The sequence below is a fragment of the Paenibacillus sp. Y660 genome (assembly GCF_057221575.1).
Genome location: NZ_JBXBBJ010000001.1, coordinates 35,966 through 53,667 on the forward strand (window position 1 = coordinate 35,966; position 17,702 = coordinate 53,667).

14 protein-coding genes are annotated in these 17,702 nt (G+C 52.1%); 10 read left to right on the top strand and 4 right to left on the bottom strand.

The window, feature by feature from the left end; all coding sequences use genetic code 11:
• Nucleotides 1-19: 19 nt before the first annotated feature.
• The 4 genes from AC2TDN_RS00180 to AC2TDN_RS00195 form a co-directional block, all read right to left on the bottom strand.
• Nucleotides 20-1,060, bottom strand: coding sequence for a FecCD family ABC transporter permease (locus tag AC2TDN_RS00180; RefSeq protein ID WP_482065290.1), 1,041 nt, complete (start codon nucleotides 1,058-1,060; stop codon nucleotides 20-22).
• Complete coding sequence (locus AC2TDN_RS00185; RefSeq protein WP_482065289.1) at nucleotides 1,057-2,070, bottom strand: FecCD family ABC transporter permease; 1,014 nt, start codon at nucleotides 2,068-2,070, stop codon at nucleotides 1,057-1,059. The genes AC2TDN_RS00180 and AC2TDN_RS00185 overlap by 4 nt, the downstream gene beginning before the upstream one ends.
• Before the next feature lie 84 nt (nucleotides 2,071-2,154).
• Entirely contained in the window at nucleotides 2,155-3,426 is a 1,272-nt protein-coding gene (locus AC2TDN_RS00190) for a stalk domain-containing protein (protein WP_484686621.1), read from the bottom strand.
• 119 nt (nucleotides 3,427-3,545) lie between these two features.
• Nucleotides 3,546-4,265 carry a hypothetical protein gene (locus AC2TDN_RS00195; RefSeq protein ID WP_482065287.1) on the bottom strand — a complete coding sequence of 240 codons (720 nt, stop codon included), beginning with the start codon at nucleotides 4,263-4,265 and terminating at the stop codon, nucleotides 3,546-3,548.
• A gap of 226 nt (nucleotides 4,266-4,491) precedes the next feature.
• Between AC2TDN_RS00195 and AC2TDN_RS00200 the strand changes: the two genes are divergently transcribed.
• The 10 genes from AC2TDN_RS00200 to AC2TDN_RS00245 all read left to right on the top strand — a co-directional run bounded on the left by AC2TDN_RS00200 (nucleotide 4,492) and on the right by AC2TDN_RS00245 (nucleotide 17,631).
• Nucleotides 4,492-5,280, top strand: coding sequence for an IucA/IucC family C-terminal-domain containing protein (locus AC2TDN_RS00200; RefSeq protein ID WP_484686622.1), 789 nt, complete (start codon nucleotides 4,492-4,494; stop codon nucleotides 5,278-5,280).
• 243 nt (nucleotides 5,281-5,523) lie between these two features.
• Nucleotides 5,524-6,522 carry a hypothetical protein gene (locus AC2TDN_RS00205; RefSeq protein WP_482065285.1) on the top strand — a complete coding sequence of 333 codons (999 nt, stop codon included), beginning with the start codon at nucleotides 5,524-5,526 and terminating at the stop codon, nucleotides 6,520-6,522.
• A 14-nt stretch (nucleotides 6,523-6,536) separates the two neighbouring features.
• Nucleotides 6,537-7,895 carry a diaminobutyrate--2-oxoglutarate transaminase gene (locus tag AC2TDN_RS00210; RefSeq protein WP_484686623.1) on the top strand — a complete coding sequence of 453 codons (1,359 nt, stop codon included), beginning with the start codon at nucleotides 6,537-6,539 and terminating at the stop codon, nucleotides 7,893-7,895.
• Nucleotides 7,889-9,310 (top strand): MFS transporter, encoded by a 1,422-nt coding sequence (locus AC2TDN_RS00215; protein WP_484686624.1) that lies wholly within the window; start codon nucleotides 7,889-7,891, stop codon nucleotides 9,308-9,310. The genes AC2TDN_RS00210 and AC2TDN_RS00215 overlap by 7 nt, the downstream gene beginning before the upstream one ends.
• On the top strand, nucleotides 9,300-10,985 hold the full coding sequence (locus AC2TDN_RS00220; RefSeq protein ID WP_484686625.1) for an IucA/IucC family protein: 1,686 nt from the start codon (nucleotides 9,300-9,302) through the stop codon (nucleotides 10,983-10,985). The genes AC2TDN_RS00215 and AC2TDN_RS00220 overlap by 11 nt, the downstream gene beginning before the upstream one ends.
• Nucleotides 10,957-12,738, top strand: coding sequence for an IucA/IucC family protein (locus AC2TDN_RS00225; protein WP_484686626.1), 1,782 nt, complete (start codon nucleotides 10,957-10,959; stop codon nucleotides 12,736-12,738). The genes AC2TDN_RS00220 and AC2TDN_RS00225 overlap by 29 nt, the downstream gene beginning before the upstream one ends.
• Nucleotides 12,735-13,514, top strand: a complete 780-nt coding sequence (locus AC2TDN_RS00230; RefSeq protein WP_482065280.1) for an HpcH/HpaI aldolase family protein — start codon at nucleotides 12,735-12,737, stop codon at nucleotides 13,512-13,514. The genes AC2TDN_RS00225 and AC2TDN_RS00230 overlap by 4 nt, the downstream gene beginning before the upstream one ends.
• The gene (locus AC2TDN_RS00235; protein ID WP_484686627.1) at nucleotides 13,511-14,722 is read left to right on the top strand and encodes a type III PLP-dependent enzyme; all 1,212 of its coding nucleotides are present in this window, start codon (nucleotides 13,511-13,513) and stop codon (nucleotides 14,720-14,722) included. The genes AC2TDN_RS00230 and AC2TDN_RS00235 overlap by 4 nt, the downstream gene beginning before the upstream one ends.
• A complete protein-coding gene (locus AC2TDN_RS00240) occupies nucleotides 14,719-16,554 on the top strand; it encodes an IucA/IucC family protein (protein ID WP_484686628.1) in 1,836 nt (611 codons plus the stop codon). The genes AC2TDN_RS00235 and AC2TDN_RS00240 overlap by 4 nt, the downstream gene beginning before the upstream one ends.
• A 669-nt stretch (nucleotides 16,555-17,223) precedes the next feature.
• Nucleotides 17,224-17,631: a hypothetical protein gene (locus tag AC2TDN_RS00245; RefSeq protein ID WP_484686629.1), complete on the top strand. Its 408-nt coding sequence runs from the start codon at nucleotides 17,224-17,226 to the stop codon at nucleotides 17,629-17,631.
• The last annotated feature ends 71 nt before the right edge of the window (nucleotides 17,632-17,702 follow it).

Below are 17,702 nucleotides of genomic sequence, written 5' to 3' on the forward strand. Positions count from 1 at the left end.
TGCAGGGAAGCCGATTCGTTTATGAATTTCGATTGCGATAAAGCAAATAAATGAAGAACGGAGCGCCGACGCCGGCGGTGAACACGCCGACCGGGATGTCGTACGGCAAGAATGCCGTCCTTGCGACCGTGTCCGCCGCGGCGACGATCAACCCGCCGAGCAGGGCCGACACAGGCAGCATGCCGCCAAACGATGGACCGACCAGCTTGCGGGTTATATGAGGCGTAATGAGTCCGACGAACGAAATCGCCCCGCCTACAGATACAGCGGCTCCGGCTAACGCAACGCTAATCATAAGCAGAGTAAAGCGCTGCCGCTGAACGGCGCTTCCCGCGCTTGCCGCGACATCGTCCCCGAGCTGAAGCACGTTGATGTTCCGAGCGAATACGAATGCGAGCGGGATGAAGACGACCAGCCACGGCAAGATCATCAAGGCAATGCTCCAATCGGTGCCGTACACCGTGCCCGTCAACCACACGTAGGCCTGCGAAGCTGTAAACTCCGGGCTCTTGATCAGTATGACTTTGGTGATCGAACCAAACAGAAAGTTGATACCGATTCCGACGAGTACGAGACGGATCGATGTCACGCCTCTCTTCCATGCGAGCAAATAGATCAGTAATGATGTAATGCCCGCACCAGCTATCGCGGCAATCGGCAGCCAGGCGATGCTGACCGTCCCCGCCAAATAGCTGATGAACGCAACCGCCGCAAGGGAAGCGCCGCTCGTAATGCCGATGATGTCGGGGGAAGCGAGCGGGTTGCGAATAATGCCTTGCAAAATCGACCCGGCGACGGCAAGTGCGGCGCCAACGAGAAACGCGGCGACGATTCGGGGGAGACGAAGCGTATGAACGATAAGCCGCTGTTCTTCGGTACCGCTTCCGAGAATCACGCGGATGGCATCCAAAGGATGGATGCGAATATCCCCGAGCGAAGCGCTCAGCAGGAAGAGGACAACGGATGCGGCTGCAAGCACGACCGTCAGCATTATTGTTTTCTTCTGAATGAAAAAAGAAACAGGGATTCGCTCAAATCGGATGCGTATATGGGGTTTCACTTCTTGACTATCCCCTTTCTAGCGATCGCGATAAAGGCTGGAATGCCGATGATCGCGGTCATAATGCCGACGGGAAGCTCTTCCGGCTGGATGACGAAGCGCGCCGCGACGTCGGCTGCGAGCACGAGAATCGCGCCGAGAATCGCGCTGTAAGGAATATTCCAGCGGTAATCATTGCCGGAGAACAGGCGGGCTATCGTCGGCACGATGAGCGCGATGAAGCCGACGGGACCCGCCACCGCAACGGAGCTGCCGGCAAGCGCCACGATGATCAGGCCGGCGGCCAGCTTGACGAATACTGTTCGCTGTCCGAGGCCTTGCGCCGTATCCTCCCCCATCGTCAGCACATTCATATGCCTTGCGATCCAGAGCGCGCCGATCCATCCTGCTGCCATAATCGGCAGCACGCTCTTCAGCATGGCAAGCGATCTGCCCGCCACTGATCCGGCCAGCCAGAACATAACCTGGCTTAACCCCTGCTCGTCGAGAACGAGCATCCCCTGTGTGAACGAAGAGAACAGAGCGCTCAGCGCGGCTCCCGCCAAGATGATCTTAAGCGGCGTCAAGCCGTCGCGGCCGACCGATCCCAGCAGGTACACTGCGATGGCGGCTACTGCAGCGCCTACGAAGGAAACGCCCGTTAGCACAGGCAACGAGGAGACGGATAGCTGGGTGACGGCGAATACGATGGCGAAAGATGCGCCGTAATTGATTCCAAGAATATTGGGATCGGCGAGCGGGTTTCTCGTCAATCCTTGAATCAGCGAACCGGCAACAGCAAGACTGGCACCGATCACAGCCGCGGTAAATGCCCTCGGTACGCGTGAAGTTTGTACGATGATTTGCGCGTCAGAAGCCTCGTCATATTGCGTGAAAGAATGGTACACGTCGCTCCAACTGATCATCGTGATACCATACGCCAAGCTGCTGAACAAGCACGCAATCAAGACGAGAAGGCCAAGCACAAGACCGGAGCTCTTAGCGAGGTTTCCGGAGAACAACCTTTCCATGATCGCCGCTCCATTCCCGCAACACGAGGAAGAACGGACCGTTTCGGCCCATTCTTCCCCGCGTCGCAATCTATATTTCATTGTTTAGATATCGAAGTAGAAGAACAGATCATCCAGCATCATTTTCGCCGCGGTAGCGCCGCCGGACATGTTCCAGGTAATGTCGTTAACTTTGTAGTATTTGTTATTTTTGACGGCTTTGAGATTGTTCCATAGTGGATTCTTCTGCCATTCTGCCTGCGTCTTGAACTCGTCCCCTCCGCTGTTGCTGGACGTGATGTCGAAGATGATATCGCCGTTAATGAGCGGGATCTGCTCCTGCGAATCAAGATCGACGAACACTTTGTCAGGCGATTGCTGTGATTTAGGCCGTTTCAAGCCGAGCTCTTCCAACACGGAACCGGCAAATCCGGTAACGTAAATACGAGCGGAATTGTCATCGTAGAAGCGGACGATTGATACCTCGGCGTTTCGGTCTTTGACTTTGGCTTTGAATTCCGATACTCGCTTGTTCCAATCGTTCATGAAAGCGGCGGCTTTGTCTTCTTTGTTGAATACCTTGGAGGCGATATCCAGGTTTGTTTTCCATTCGAACAGTTGGTTGACCATTATGGTTGGTGCGATTTTGGACAATTGGCTGTAGATTTTCTCATGGCGAGGCTTCGCTCCGATAATTAAGTCCGGCTTCAAGGCGACGATGGCCTCCATGTTAGGCTGCAGCTCGCTGCCAAGATTTTTGACGCCGACCATGTCCGCGCGCAGGTAGTGGTACCAAGGAGCTTGAACCCACGACTCAACCGCACCGACAGGCTTGACGCCCAGTGTGAGCGAGATGTCTACCATGCCGTTGAACAAGACGACGACGCGCTTTGGAACGGATGTGAGTGTCGTTTGACCTAAAGCATGATCGATCATGCGTTTCGTATCGATATCAATCGTTCGCGTGCTGGCGTTCCAGTTGACCCACAAGCTGAACGCTTCGCCGAGGAAACGGAGCGGCACGAGCGTGCGGCCGTTCTTCTCGACGACATTGACGGGAAGCTTAACAGCTTGCCCGTTAACGGTTGCTTTATTGCTATTGATCGTTAATTCCACGGTCGTTTTGCCCCGCGTGACTTTCAGCTGTTTTGTCTTCGAATTCAGGCTTAAGGCAGCGCCAAATTTGGATGTAATCACACTGTAGGGGACCATCGTGGTTCCATTAATGACCTGCGGTTGAACGTCGAAGCTGAGCTGCTTGCCGTCGAGCACGACTTTGATCGGCGCAGCGGCCGCTGTTGCGGCAAACGGGATGGAGATGATGGCAAGCAGGAAAGAAAGACATAAAGCAATTATTCGGAGCGTTGGTTTAATCATGGGAAACAGAAATCCACCTTTCGAGATATGTAGTAATGATAATAATTATCACTATCAATTAAAGTAGATCATTACTCTCTTGTTTGTCAAGAATAATTTACCAAATAATGATTTTCTTTTTAAATGCCTGCTTTGTCGGCCAATTGACGAAATGCTTGATACAGTTCGTAGTCCAGCTGCAGAATTGCGCTCGTGTCGAGCGTTTCGGCGGCTTGCAGCTCATTTAATTTGTCGATTTTTTCTTGCAAAAATTTCAGCATATCCGGATGGGAGGCTTCGACGTCCGATTTCATACCGTTCCAACCCTGCGAGATTTGAGAGGAGACTTCTGCGATTTTTTTCACGTCGCCGCTCTCTGCTTGCTGCTTCAGGTCTTTGACGAGCTCGCGGATGTTTGGTATGGACGTTTTTAGCTTTAAGGTTTCTGGGTCCTCCGCGACTGCAGTATCATTCCTTTTATCCATGATGGAATCCGTGACGGCTTTGCCGATGGACGCATTGTCCTTCTTGGCTTCCTGCGGCTTTTGAGGCTTAAACGACTTAGCTGAAGGTTTGCTTGTTGGTATTGCGTGCTGTTCCTTTGCCGGGCTCTCGGTTGTTGTCGCCGTTTCGGCCTGTGTTTCACTGTCGGGCGTGTCTTGCTTCAACTGCTCGGACTGGGCGATCTGCTCGCTAGGCGTCTGCTCTGGCTGAACCTTCTGGTCGGTCTGCTCGTTTGCGGTCTGCTCGCTCGTAGGCTGAGCCCCTTTCTCTATGTATCGATTCGATGACGGTGAAGAGCCGCAGGCCGTCGTGAGGCACAGCGCTGTTACGAGGGCGATTGTAAAAGTGTGTTTCAATTAAAGTTCCTCCCATGCTTATATGATTCGTCGGCTTCTGACTTCAAACGTATTCTAGTGGAAATATCGTCCAATTTCAACATCTAATTAATAATGACTATCAATATCATTGACATCGCCTTACCAAGCGATTAAGATTTATGGTAAATAAAGGAGAGATGCAGGAACGCCGATTTGCGTGCCGTACGGCAAGGGCAGAACAATCTAAGTAAACGAGGGAAAAGAGATGCTATTTCAATATATGCCTGAAGAAATCGACGCATTAGTAAAGGATCACCGCTTGGCGTTGGAGCCGTCGGTGGACAGATGGTACTCTATTCCAGCAATCGACCTGTTGGATCGAGACAAAAGTTTGGCTTATTTAGAGAAGGTTTCCAGCATCTTCGAAGCGACATCCAGCAAGGCGAACGCCTCGCTGTTCGCCAAGAGATACAGCTTCTTAATTCTTGCATCCAGCCTTTACGCCATGAGCAGATATGACAAAAGCCTGGATTATTCTATCGGTAACTGCCATGTTGAATCCCACCATCAAGGCAAAGCCTGGCTGCCAAAGGTGCGCTTAGCCGATTGGAATGTCGTTAGGCCCGAGGAGGGCGGTCGCGACGAATGGCGAGACCTTGTGATCCGCAATGTGTTCGCTGACAATCTGGCCAAAGCCTGGCGTGCTATGTCCAAATCAGCTTCGATCTCCATTTCCGTTTTGTGGGAGAATACGGCGATCTACGTATATTGGCTGTACGAGAACAAATTCGCAGAAGGCGCCGACCCCGTCCAGCAAACGCGAATTCAAGCTGACTATCACTATTTGCGTACCGCGGCGCCTGCGCATCTATTCGGTGAAACGAAGAATCCGCTTGCCAAATTCGATAGCCCCAAAGTTATTACCTGCGCTTCGGAAGCGCCTATTCGCCTTCGTAAAACCTGTTGTTTATACTATCAGGCCTCGGATGACCCTAACGATTATTGTGCTAGCTGTCCTAAAATAAAACACGAACTGGCATCGATAGGCGGTTAACCGCCTATCGATACTGTTGTTTCGAAGGCATGTCTAACCCCAATTGATCTCTCTCACTTCGGATATTTCCCCGTATCCACAACAACCTACAAGCTGACAAGATAACTCATCAATTTATAAATATTGACAATTAGGAATGCTTTCTCTTATGATAGGCATGCATAATGATATTGATTATCATTATCAAATAAAATCGACAAAAGCATAACACCACGTTTCGCTTGTCGTCTGGGAGGGGTGGCTTTGAAACCTGAAGCTCAGGTTCAGAACCCGCAGAACAAACTCATTATGAGCAAGGCAGCAGAATTGGGAATCGCCTGCAAGCCGCTGATTCCGGGAAATGAAGATTTTCTCGAGCTGTCTTATGAAGGCAAGAGCATTATTATCAACAAGACCAGATCGCACAAAATGCCGCTAATGGCGGGATTGCTGGCCAAGAACAAAGAGGCGACCAATCTTCTCCTGCGAAGACGAGGGCTGCCGGTGCCGGCGCATATCGTCGTCTTTGGAATGGGTGAAGAAGCTGAACGCTTCTTGTGCGAGCATCGTCTCGTCACCGTGAAGCCGCTGGACTTGAACAAAAGCATTGGCGTGACGCTAGGCGTTCGTTGCCAGGAAGGCTTGGATCAAGCCATTCGAACAGCGCGTCTTCATAGCGAGAGCGTCATGATTCAGCGATACGTGGAGGGCTGCGATTATCGGGTATTGGTCATCGCGGGCAAAGCGGTGGGCGTCTTGGAATACCGGCCCGCGTTCGTCGAAGGCGACGGCCGTTCGACGGTCGGGCAGCTTATTAACGGATTGAACGAGCAGCAGCTTAAGCGCAACGCCGCGGGAACGGTTGGTTCGTTTCAGCCGATTGATGCGGAATCGGATATCGTGCTCCTCCACCTGCGGGAGCAGGGCATGAACGTTCATGACATCGTTGAGAAAGGGATGCGGGTAGAGCTATTCGCAAGAGGGAATATAGCGGCGAATGACATCAGCGAAGTGGTGACAGACCGAACCGCGGAAATATGCCGGATGAATATCGATATTGCGATTGAGGCTGCAAAAGCATTGCAGGTCGACGTAGCCGGCGTAGATATCCGCTGCAAAGATATCGGTCTTCCGCTGGACGATGAGAATGGAGGGATTCTGGAGGTCAATGCTTTGCCGGATATGATCGATCCCCACATTTTCTTTCAGGGAGGTTCTTCTGACCCGGTCAAAATCTATTTGCAATACCTATTCGAGGAATAAAGGAGCGATTGATAATGATATCGGCGAGCGTAGGGAAGTCCTATCTAGAGCTGCAGAACGAGAAGGAGTCGAATGCCCAGTCGTATCCGCGGCACTTTCCGCTTGTCATCGACAAAGCGAAAGGCATCCTGATCACTGACACGGAAGGCAAATCTTATTACGATTGCTTGGCAGGCGCGGGAACATTGGCGCTAGGCCACAACCACGAAGCAATTGTCGCGGCCATCAAGGATGTACTGGCGAAGCAAATTCCGTTGCATACATTGGATCTGGCCACACCCCTGAAGCTGGCGTTCATGCAAGAGATTTTCTCGATTCTTCCCGAGCCGTTAAGAGATACAACCAAAATCCAATTCTGCGGCCCGACCGGCGCAGACGGCGTGGAAGCAGCTATTAAGCTCGCCAAGAACGCGACCAAAGGCAAGTCTATTCTGGCATTCCAAGGCGGCTATCACGGTTCGACCCAGGCGACGATGGCGATGAGCGGCAATCTGAGCAAGAAGCAGCATTTGCAGAGCTTGCTGCCGGATGTTCACTTTCTGCCTTTTCCCTACGAATATCGTTGCCCGTTCGGCGTTGGAGAAGGTATGACGGCCCGAATCAGCGCGCAGTATATCGAGAATTTGCTGGATGATTGCGAAAGCGGCATCGCGGCTCCCTGCGGCATGATCGTAGAGACTGTTCAAGGGGAAGGCGGCGCAATTCCGGCCGATATCGAATGGCTAAGAGAATTGCGCCGAATTACCGCCGAGAGGGGGATTCCATTGATCGTGGACGAGGTGCAGACAGGCATTGGTCGAACCGGAACGATGTTCTCTTTCGAGCATGCAGGAATCGTGCCTGACATCATCGTCTGCTCGAAAGCGATAGGCGGCAGCTTGCCGATGTCGGTCGTGATTTACAAGGAAGAATTGGATCAATGGAAGCCGGGGGCTCATACAGGGACGTTCCGCGGCAACCAGCTGGGCATGGCAACGGGGCTCGCGACATTGAAATATATACAGGAATACGGCGTGCTTGCGAATGTGAGAGCGCGCAGCGATCAATTTTTCAACGCGCTTGATCGCTTGCAGGAGAAGGTCGAAGAAATAGGTGACGTACGCGGCAGAGGCCTCATGATCGGCGTCGAAATCGTCGATCCCAGCGGACGCAAGGACCGGCTCGGACATTTTCCGCCGAGTGGTGAGCTGGCTTCCAAGATTCAAGGAAGATGCTTTAAGAATGGTCTGATCATTGAAGTGGGCGGTCGCCGCTCTGCCGTCATGCGGTTCTTGCCGCCGCTGACAATCACGGAGCGGGAAACGGCGGAAGTGCTTTCGATTTTCGAGAAATCGGTGCTGGAAGCCGTAGAGACGGCGAAATATCCATGCTGATTTTCGCCCAGGCGAAGAAGCATTCCGTGCTGCTCGCGATTCTTATCGGCGCCTTCTCCTTGGTGCTGACGAACAGCGCATTCAATACGCTGCTGGCGAGCTTTGTCCAAACGTACGGGATTTCGACCGCGTTAAGCGGATGGATCATCATTCTTTATATGTTGGCCATGACGATTACGATGCCTCTGACATCGCTTGTTGTGGATCGACTCGGCCGCAAGTGGACGTATATTGCGGGAATCGGATTATACGGATTGTTCTCCATTCTAGGCGGGCTGTTTCACAGCTACGTGGAGATCGTGTTGATCGTGCGCGTCATGCATGGCGTGGCCGCAGGGTTGATGATTCCGCTTTCCCTCGTGCTGTTATTTGATTATTACGGACAAGAAACGAGGGGAAGGGTAGTTGGCATTTGGGGAATGCTGCTGACGATCGCACCCGCGATCGGTCCGACGCTCGGCGGCTTCATCATGCAGTTCGGCAAGCTGGAACAGCTTTTCTGGATGAACGTTCCGTTCGCACTGATCTCATTCGTGCTGTGCTGTACCCAGATTCAATCCTATCGTCCTGCCAAGAGGAAAACCATCCGCTTTCAGGGCATTGTGATGATTGTGGCCAGTCTTGCTGCAATTAGCCTGAGCATTCAATTCGTATCCAATTCCGCCGTTCCAAAGGCGGTCACATGCCTGATGTTCCTGGCAGGCGTCCTGATGCTGATTGGCTTCATCCGGAATGAGCAAGCCCAGGAAGAACCTTTGATCCGTTACGGGCTGCTGCGCCGCAGCCCCGTGTTCACGGTTGCGCTGCTGATCTCGACGGTGCAGGATGCGGTCATGTTCGGGGTCATCTTCGTCATGCCGCTGATCTTTCAAGACGTGCTTCATCTGTCGCCATTTGTAGCGGGGGCCTTGTTTATTCCGACTGCTGTTTTCACGAGCCTGTTCGTCTGGGTGGGCGGCAATTGGCTCGATGCGGGCAAATCCCTGACATTCATCGCTTATGGCATCGGATTTGTTGCGGCGTCTGTATTGTCTTTTGCATTCGTGCCAGCGGGTGTCTCGCTGATTCTCGTGATTTGTCTGATGGCGTTAAGGGGCATTGGCAACGGATTGTCCGATATGACGATGACGGCGATCGGACTTCAAGCGTTGCCTGAAGAGGATCTGCACGAAGGATCGGCGCTGTCCAATACGATCCAGCGTCTGGCTTCTTCGTTTGCAGTTATGCTGCTGGCTGTCTTTTATGACTTCCGGTGGCAGATGATCGCCCGGTCGGGGGAGACGGCCGCGCGCGCGAAATGGATAACGCTACAAGAGGAGTGCATCGCGCTGGGCGTCTTGATGGTCCTGACGTTGCCGCTTGTATTTATGATAAATAAGAAGAGGGCAGGTGCGGTTATTGGACATGGAAAATAAATTGCGGACGGGAATCCGCGAACAAGCCAACGCGCATGCATGCAAAACGTTGTTGAATTGTTACATCAGGGAGTTTGGCGAAGAACCCGCCAGCGGGATTACGCTTCACCCGGCTAACCGGACGTATGCAGTCTCGTTCCCGGCGAGCTGCGCTGCGATTTCGGGCAAGCTTGCTTATTATTCGGCAATGGGCGAGCACGAATATATGGATTTTTACACAAATGGCGGGCAACAGTTGGACTATGGCGCTTTGGTCCGCTACATCGCAGAGGAGATTCGCCATCGCGATCCGTCTATCGCGGCCCATCGGGCAGATGATTTGGCGGAGAAGGTCGGCAACAGCTGCCGGAACATGGTCTTTTACTTACAACATTCGGCTGAATATCGGGTTCGAGACTACTTGTCCTCCGAACAATCCTTGCTCTACGGGCACCCCTTTCACCCTTTTCCGAAGAATACGCTAGGATTCACCGAAGAGGAAGCGAGAAAATTCAGTCCGGAGCTTCGTGCTTCTTATCAGTTGAGTTATTTGGCTGTGAGAGAGGATGTTTATTTGGAGGAATGGGTATCCGGCAGCAGTCGGGTCGATCTCCCGGGGAGCGTCGAAGCGAAAGCGAGACAGGTACTTCGGGCGAAGAGGGACGCATACCGCTTACTGCCGGTTCACCCTTGGCAGTATGAACACGTACAGACGATTCAAGCCGTGAGGGCTTATATCCGGGAAGAGAAGATCGTCCTGCTGGGACGCTGCGGCCCGACGGCCTATCCGACTTCCTCGGTGCGCACCGTCTATATACCCGATATGGCCTGCAACATCAAGCTGCCGTTAAACATTCAAATTACCAATCTGAGAAGAAACAACAGCCGTGAGCAGATGCGTCGAACGTTGGATGCGTCGAACTATCTGCTGGGGAGGAACTGCTTCGGGGACGAAGAGGCGACACGGATCGCCTATGAGGAAGGCGTATGCGGCTGCCGTTTCGATGATGAGAATATCTCCAGATTATTGACGGTCGCGTATCGCAGGGTTGAATTCGACGCGACGTCGACGTATGTGTTGTCGAGCCTAATCGAGGCACCAGTGCCGGGCGAGCCTTGCCGGTTATTCGAGTTGATCGATCGGCGCGTTCCCATTGAACGATGGTTCCGCCGTTACTTGGCCATCTCCCTTCTTCCGATCGTTCGCGCGGCGGAAGAGCATGGCATTCATTTCGAAGCGCATTTGCAGAACACCTTGCTTACGATCAAGGACGGCATGCCGCATGCGTTCGTAATCCGGGACTTGGAAGGCGTTAGCGTGAATTGGGAGAAGGCGCTGCCAAGTGAGGACGCGGCGAGCCCTCTTTTTTATGAGAAAGAACAATGCTGGGCGCGCACGGACTACTACTTTATCGTTAACCATCTCGGTTCTTTGATACACGCGATAGCCAGGGATGTCCAGATGCAAGAAGTGCGGTTGTGGGCGGTCGTGCGGGAGGTTTTGGCGGAAGCCTATGCGGAAACGGGAAACGAATACGTTCTTCACCTGCTGACGGCGGATGTGTTCTACGCGAAGAGGAATTTGATCAGTTGCCTTGCGGGGAACAGCGAGACGCCGTCTTACACACCCGTAAACAATGCAATGAAGACAATAGGGAGTGAAGCGAATGGAATCAACAAGATGCTTGTCAAATGATGCGAAGATAAACGCCTTGGATGAAGTCGCGGAGAGAATCATGCGTCAGACGATGGAAGCCTTCCTGTTCGAGCAGATTATTGACGTCGAGCGACAGGGCTCGGTGTGGATGTTTACGGGGAGAAAGATGAACGGGGAGACGGTCTCCTATTCGTGCTTGGCGGAGGAGAAAGCGTCATTTGGCCGCGTGAAGCTCGTCAAACATTCAATCCGAAGAGAGGGGGAGCCTTGCGCCGATCTTTACCGCTTTCTCGAAGAAGTCGTTGCGAACAGCTTGGATGGAGCGCATGTCATGCAGTTCGTGGGCGAGCTGCTCGAGACGCTGGCGAAGGATCATCAAGCCAAGACGTTCCAGCCAGAGCGCGTTCCGGCGCAGGATCGGCATTATGAAGCGCTGGAGAGTCATATGGCGGACGGGCATCCGTATCATCCGAGCTACAAATCGAGGATAGGGTTCACGCTGGCGGATAACGAAGCCTATGGTCCGGAATTCAATCATGCCGTCGCGCTGCATTGGGCAGCGGTTCATGAAAGGCTTGCAGACATTTCAGTATCGGGCGAGACGGCTGCGGATGCGGTTCATCTCGATCATTTGACGGACGAAGACAGACAAACCTTCAATAGCTTACTGGAAGCAAAAGGCTGCGATGCCGGGAGATACGTTTTTATTCCCTTGCATCCATGGCAAGTTGAGCATCGGATCCCTACGCTCTATGTAAAGCAGTTGATGAACAAAGAAATCGTGTTGCTGGGTGCGTCGCAAAGCCCGTATCGGGCGCAGCAGTCGATTCGGACGTTGTCCCGCCGGGACCATGCAGGCGCCGCTTATATAAAACTGGCGCTGAGCATCACCAACACGTCGACGAGCCGCATTCTCGCGCATCATACGACGCAGAACGCACCGAAGATCAGCGACTGGCTGCAGCGGATTATCCGGAACGATGCGCTGCTGAGCCGCGAGAGATTTCAAATTTTAAGGGAAGTGATGGGCGTTTCGCTTCGATACGAAGCGCTGCCGGCGCTTGCGCAGGGTTTGGCCTACGGTACGCTTGGCGCCATCTATCGGGAGAATATATCCACTTATCTTGCGCCCCAGGAAGAAGCCTGGCCGTTAAACGCAGTTTCACTCGTGCAGCGAAACGGAGAGTCTTTTATCCAAGCCGCGATAGATCGTTACGGAGTGGAAGCGTGGAGCGATGCGCTGATCAAGGCTGTTACGCTTCCGATCATTCATCTGCTGTACGCCCATGGCATCGCGCTGGAATCACATGCACAGAACATCATTCTTGTCCTTGAGAACGAGCTGCCGACTCGAATCATCGTAAAAGACTTGCATGACGGCGTTCGTTACGTTCCCGGCAAGCTGCTGCATCCGGAGTGGGCACCGAAGCTTCATCCGGAGCCGGAGACGCATCGCAAATTCAACCGTTACTCGTTCCTCCAGGCGGAATCGGCTTCGGAAGTGAGAGATTACACCTATGATGCGTTCTTCTTCATCTGCATGACGGAAATCGGCTTCACGCTCGAGAAATTCGGGCTCAACGAAACGGAATTTTGGAGCAAATGCACGAAGACAATTCTCGGTTATCAGAGCGATCACCCGGAATATAGGGAACGGTTCGAGCTGTTTGATCTCTTCTCCGAAGACGGTCTCATTGAAGAGATGACAAAGCGCCGAATCTACGGCGACGGTGAATTGTATTTCCGCAAGGCGCAAAACCCGCTGCAGCGGGCAAAGGAAACCTTGAGATGAGACGGAATAGGTTGAAGGAAAAAATCGGCGCGGGCGAGCAGGTCTTTGGACTGTTCGTCTCTATTCCGCACCCGATCGTCGTAGAGCTGATCGGCCATGCGGACTACGATTTCGTCATTATCGATTATGAGCACGCTTCGACGAACATGGAGACGATCGAAGAGTTGATTCGTGCGGCGGAGCTGCTCGATCTGACGCCGCTTGTCAGAATCTCCAAGGTGGATCGCGGCGAAATTCTAAAGGTGCTCGATTGCGGCGCGCAAGGCATCGTTATTCCCCACGTGGAGAGCAGGGGGCAAGTCGAGGAGGCTGTGCGCTGCGCCTATTACCACCCGATTGGAATGAGGAGCTTGAACAGCGGCCGGCCGGGTGTTTTCGCAAAATATTCCTTGTCGGACTACATCGCAGAAGCAAACCGGGAAATTCTGATCGTTCCAATGATCGAAAGCGTGGAGGGCGTAAATCGCCGCGAAGAGATTTTGTCAGCACCGCATGTCGGTTTCGTCTTGGAAGGGGCGGCGGATCTGTCGCAATCGCTGTCCGTGCCTTGGGAGACCGAGCATCCGGAGGTGCAGCGCCAGTTGGAGCGCGTGCAGGAGACGGCAACGAAATTCGGCGTGCCGTATGCGGCCGTATCGCGAAGCACGGCTGGCCATCTTCGGTGGGCGGAGCGGGGCGTGAATATTTTCGTGCTGGGGGACGACCGGAATACGGCTTTCCGCGCGTATATGAACAAGCGGAACGACTATCGAAAGGTGATGGAGGAGCGGAAATGAGCAAGGAAATTAATCGTTTGATTGCCGAATGGAAGGGGGCGAGCCGAGAGCCGGTATGCGCGTACGTGTACGACTTGGCGGGCATTCGAGCGCATGTTAAAGGCATGCTGCGGACGATGCCAGCGCAAACCAGCTTGTTCTATGCAATCAAAGCCAATCCGGACAAACGGATTATCGAGGCGCTGCTGCCGCTCGTGAAGGGCTTCGAAGTGGCGTCGATCGGCGAATTGTTAAAGGTACGGGAAGTATCGACCAGCGTTCCGATTCTCTTCGGCGGTCCGGGGAAGAAAGACACCGAGCTGGAGCTGGCCATGCAGAGCAATGTGACGTATTTCCATGTGGAAAGCCTTCTGGAGCTTCAAAAAATCATCGGACTGGCGAAGGCATTGAACCGGCCAACCGAAATTTTGCTGCGGGTCAACTTGAGAACGAATACGCTGCCGCAAACGAAGATCGCGATGGGTGGCCGCCCGAGCCCGTTCGGGCTCGATGAACCGCTGATCGAAGAGGCGATTCGGCTGCTGAAGGAACCGAACAATACGCATTCTCGCCTATGCGGCTTCCACTTCCATTCCCTCTCGAACAATTTGCTGGCCGAATTGCATGTGGATATGGTGCGTCTCTATTTGCAGAAAGTCGAGGCATGGAAGCAGCGCTATGAGCTGGATGTTACGGTCGTAAATGCGGGAGGCGGGTTCGGCGTGACATACGACGGCGAACCGGGCTTCGATTGGGCTCGATTCACTTCGCTTCTGGCAGAGTGCGAGGAAATACGCAATCTGGGGGATACGCAATTGATCTTCGAGCCGGGCAGATTCATCGTAGCCGATCACGGCTATTTTGTGGCCGAAGTCATCGATATCAAGCGGTCGCACGATCAAGCTTTCGCTGTCATTCGAGGCGGTACGCATCATAACCGGCTGCCTGCTTCGTGGGGGCATAATCATCCGTTCCGCGTTGTGCCAACGGACGAATGGGCCTATCCTTTCTCGCGCCCGGAAACCGAAGGCGGCAGGGTAACGATTGTCGGCGAGCTGTGTACGCCGAAGGATCGGCTTCATGCCGATGCCGAGCTTGAACAGCTGCGTGCAGGAGACGTTCTCATTTTCGAGAAGTCGGGCGCTTACTGCTGGACGATTTCCCACCATGATTTCCTGGGTCATCCGCACCCGGCATTTTATTATCTGACGGAAGAGGGACGGAGATGAAGAAGGACACAGTGATTACGCTATCGTCGCAAAACCTGCTTGCCGCCGAGCGCAGAATTCGAAAAGAACTCATGGACGCTTTTCTGGCGGAGCGGCTTATAGTCATCGATGATGAAACGACAAAAAAACTATCGGAGGCGGACGATGAGGTGCGGTGCCTTTACCAAGGCATGCCACATGCTTCCGTCTATGCGGGCGATATCTGTTTTCTCGTTGAATCCAGCTATAGGCAAGGGGTTCAGTGGGCGATGGATACGCTTATTTATAAGAAAGTGGGGGCGGGCTGGGCCGCCGTCAACTCTCCCGCGGAGATTGGCCGTCTTGTGCTGCTGCAAGCTTTATCCAAGGAAGCGTACGCTCATCCGGGCGTGGCAGATTTTCTGGAAGCGCTGAACGTCGCAGTCAAACAACTGAGCCTAAGCTTGGAACAGGCGGGAGAGCACCTCGACTTCACACCTAAGTCGGCTTACGAGTGGTTTGTCAAAGGTGAGCGGCTCTCCTCCTTGCGCGATCGGCCGTTTCATCCACTATCCAAGGCGAAGATCGGGTTCGCGGAGCGGGATTATCAGGCGTACATGGCAGAGTTTGGGAATGCTACTGCGCTTCATTGGGTTGCCGTCGTGAACGATGCGGTTGCTAGCGGATGCGCGCTTGGGGAAGTGAATAGTCTCGATGTACTCGATGAACAATCGAGTGCGAGCATCGAGGATGAGCTCGCGCGAAAAGGACTATCGAAGGAGGCGTATACGCTGATTCCCGTTCATCCGTGGCAGCTCCGCAACCGAATATTGCCGGATTTCCGCCGTGAGCTGGAAGATGGAACCGTCGTGCTTCTGGAGACGCAAGCGGGCGAGTTCTTGGCGACTTCATCGGTGCGCTCATTCGCGCCAGCCGCCGAATCGACGAAGATGCTGAAGCTTCCGATCAGCGTGAAATCGTTAGGGGCCGCGCGGTACTTGCCGGTCGTGAAGCTGCTGAACGGACTTGCCGGAGAGCGTTTGCTGCGCCAAGCGGTCGCCATTGATGAGACGCTTGCGGGTTGCGTCTTCTTATGCGAGGAGAAGCATTGGTGGGGCTATTTGCCTCCGGAGATGGGCTTATTCGATGATCATCCGCGCCATTTGGCCGCTCAAGTCAGAATCTATCCTAAGGAGATATTGGAAGAGGGATATAAGGTCATCCCAATGTCAGCTTTGGGAGTAACGTGGAACGACAGCCATTTCCTGACGGAAATCCGGGGCGGGAGGCCATCCTTGGAAGAAGCTGTTTGCTTCTACACGGACGTAGCGGCGACGTTCTATGATATTGTAATGCGATTGTTCAAGATCGGCATCGTGCCGGAAATCCATGGACAGAATTGCTGCCTCGTGCTGAAGGACGACAAAGTTGCAGGCATGCTGTTCCGTGATCACGATTCCGTGCGTCTGCACCCGCCTTATCTGGAAAAACACGGAATCGAAGATCCTCGATATTACATTCGGCCGGGTTATTCGAACAGCCTTTACAACGAAACGATCGAGAAATTGATTTTTTACGTTCAATCTCTTGGCACACAAGTCAATTTGGCTTCAATTATAGAGACTATGTCGGAGACTTACGCGATTCCGGAAAAGCGGTTGTGGGATATTACGGAGAAGGCGCTGCGGGAGGCCGCATCGCATATCGATATTCCGGAGGCCGATCGCGACACGCTGCTGCGTGCGTTGTTCGAAAACGAGACATGGCCGTCGAAGCTGGTCATCCGTCCTCTGCTCGAAGCTGACGGCGTGCCGGGAGCGATGCCGTCCGGCAAGGGTGTAGGGCATAATCCATTTCGTACACGGCTCGTCTAGTCAGGCGGTATGACAAACTTGGGCTACACTATCTTTTTCTTAATAGCAGTTTTTACGAATATTCATAACTGAGACTAAATTAGCCCTCATATGATCAAGAATCTTGATCTATTTGGGCTTTTTGCATTTACCATTATTTAGATGAATTACATAAGGGATAAAACTATTGGGTTATATGGAACTATTTACAATATTGTCAATCTATAATACGATTTCATTTATCTACTTTTACTAGTACCTGAATCCGTGACATAGATTTATGAAAATCATATATTAGAGATTTTAGGAGTAAAATTAAGATAACAGCCTGTATTCTGTTAATACCTAATTGCACCTATGGGGTGAGCTCCTATGACAAAGAAATTTATATTTGAAACTTCCAGTGATTATCTAACTTCGCGTGCCGGTCTCATTATCGTCGGGCAATGTCACGAATTCAGGTTTAAGTCAATTAATTGAATATTACCATTAAAGATAAGACTTTATAACTAAAATTTCAATCTACCAAAGTTTGTATTTATTACTTAATTAAAATAATTAATAGGTTATATGGAACTATTTACATTGTTGTGAATCTATAATAATATTATTTTAGCCGCTTCTAGTGGTATTTTCTGTAAGGAGGATGTTGTATAAACTTGCATTATAAAACAATAGGAGGTATTACAGGTGAAAAAATTTATTTCTATTCTAGCTGGCGCAGTTCTTGTCTCATCGGTAATATCGGTAACTGTATTTGCTAGTAGTCCTAACTACTATAGCAATGAGGAAAAGCTTCAAATTTATTACGACGGATATATCCAAATTCAGGCATCATATAAAGACGGAGGATATAACTATTATAGTGGTTATATTAGATACAGTGGCGGAACCAGTGGTGACACTGGGAGATTATATACTGAAGGGTCACCTTCAAGTACTTCCGACAATAAGGTTTATAGCAGATCTCACAGATATTGGGACACTATCAATCCTTGGGCTCCTCAAACCACATTTAACTATGGTTTTTCAAAAGTGCCAGTGGGAACCCCTCTTCCAATTCCTAGCAGAATTGCACCTCAAGAGGAGCTACAATAACTTTAGATAGGTATGATCTACTTTTAAGAGTCAGGTAAAACTTTAATAGATGCTAAATTAAATCGGATCCC

Excerpts from the sequence above, each read along its gene's own strand:
- AC2TDN_RS00185 (WP_482065289.1), bottom strand. The coding sequence starts at position 2,070 with ATGGAAAGGTTGTTCTCCGGAAACCTCGCTAAGAGCTCCGGTCTTGTG.
- AC2TDN_RS00225 (WP_484686626.1), top strand. The coding sequence starts at position 10,957 with ATGGAATCAACAAGATGCTTGTCAAATGATGCGAAGATAAACGCCTTG.
- AC2TDN_RS00215 (WP_484686624.1), top strand. The coding sequence starts at position 7,889 with ATGCTGATTTTCGCCCAGGCGAAGAAGCATTCCGTGCTGCTCGCGATT.
- AC2TDN_RS00220 (WP_484686625.1), top strand. The coding sequence starts at position 9,300 with ATGGAAAATAAATTGCGGACGGGAATCCGCGAACAAGCCAACGCGCAT.
- AC2TDN_RS00240 (WP_484686628.1), top strand. The coding sequence starts at position 14,719 with ATGAAGAAGGACACAGTGATTACGCTATCGTCGCAAAACCTGCTTGCC.
- AC2TDN_RS00235 (WP_484686627.1), top strand. The coding sequence starts at position 13,511 with ATGAGCAAGGAAATTAATCGTTTGATTGCCGAATGGAAGGGGGCGAGC.
- AC2TDN_RS00230 (WP_482065280.1), top strand. The coding sequence starts at position 12,735 with ATGAGACGGAATAGGTTGAAGGAAAAAATCGGCGCGGGCGAGCAGGTC.
- AC2TDN_RS00190 (WP_484686621.1), bottom strand. The coding sequence starts at position 3,426 with ATGATTAAACCAACGCTCCGAATAATTGCTTTATGTCTTTCTTTCCTG.
- AC2TDN_RS00210 (WP_484686623.1), top strand. The coding sequence starts at position 6,537 with ATGATATCGGCGAGCGTAGGGAAGTCCTATCTAGAGCTGCAGAACGAG.
- AC2TDN_RS00200 (WP_484686622.1), top strand. The coding sequence starts at position 4,492 with ATGCTATTTCAATATATGCCTGAAGAAATCGACGCATTAGTAAAGGAT.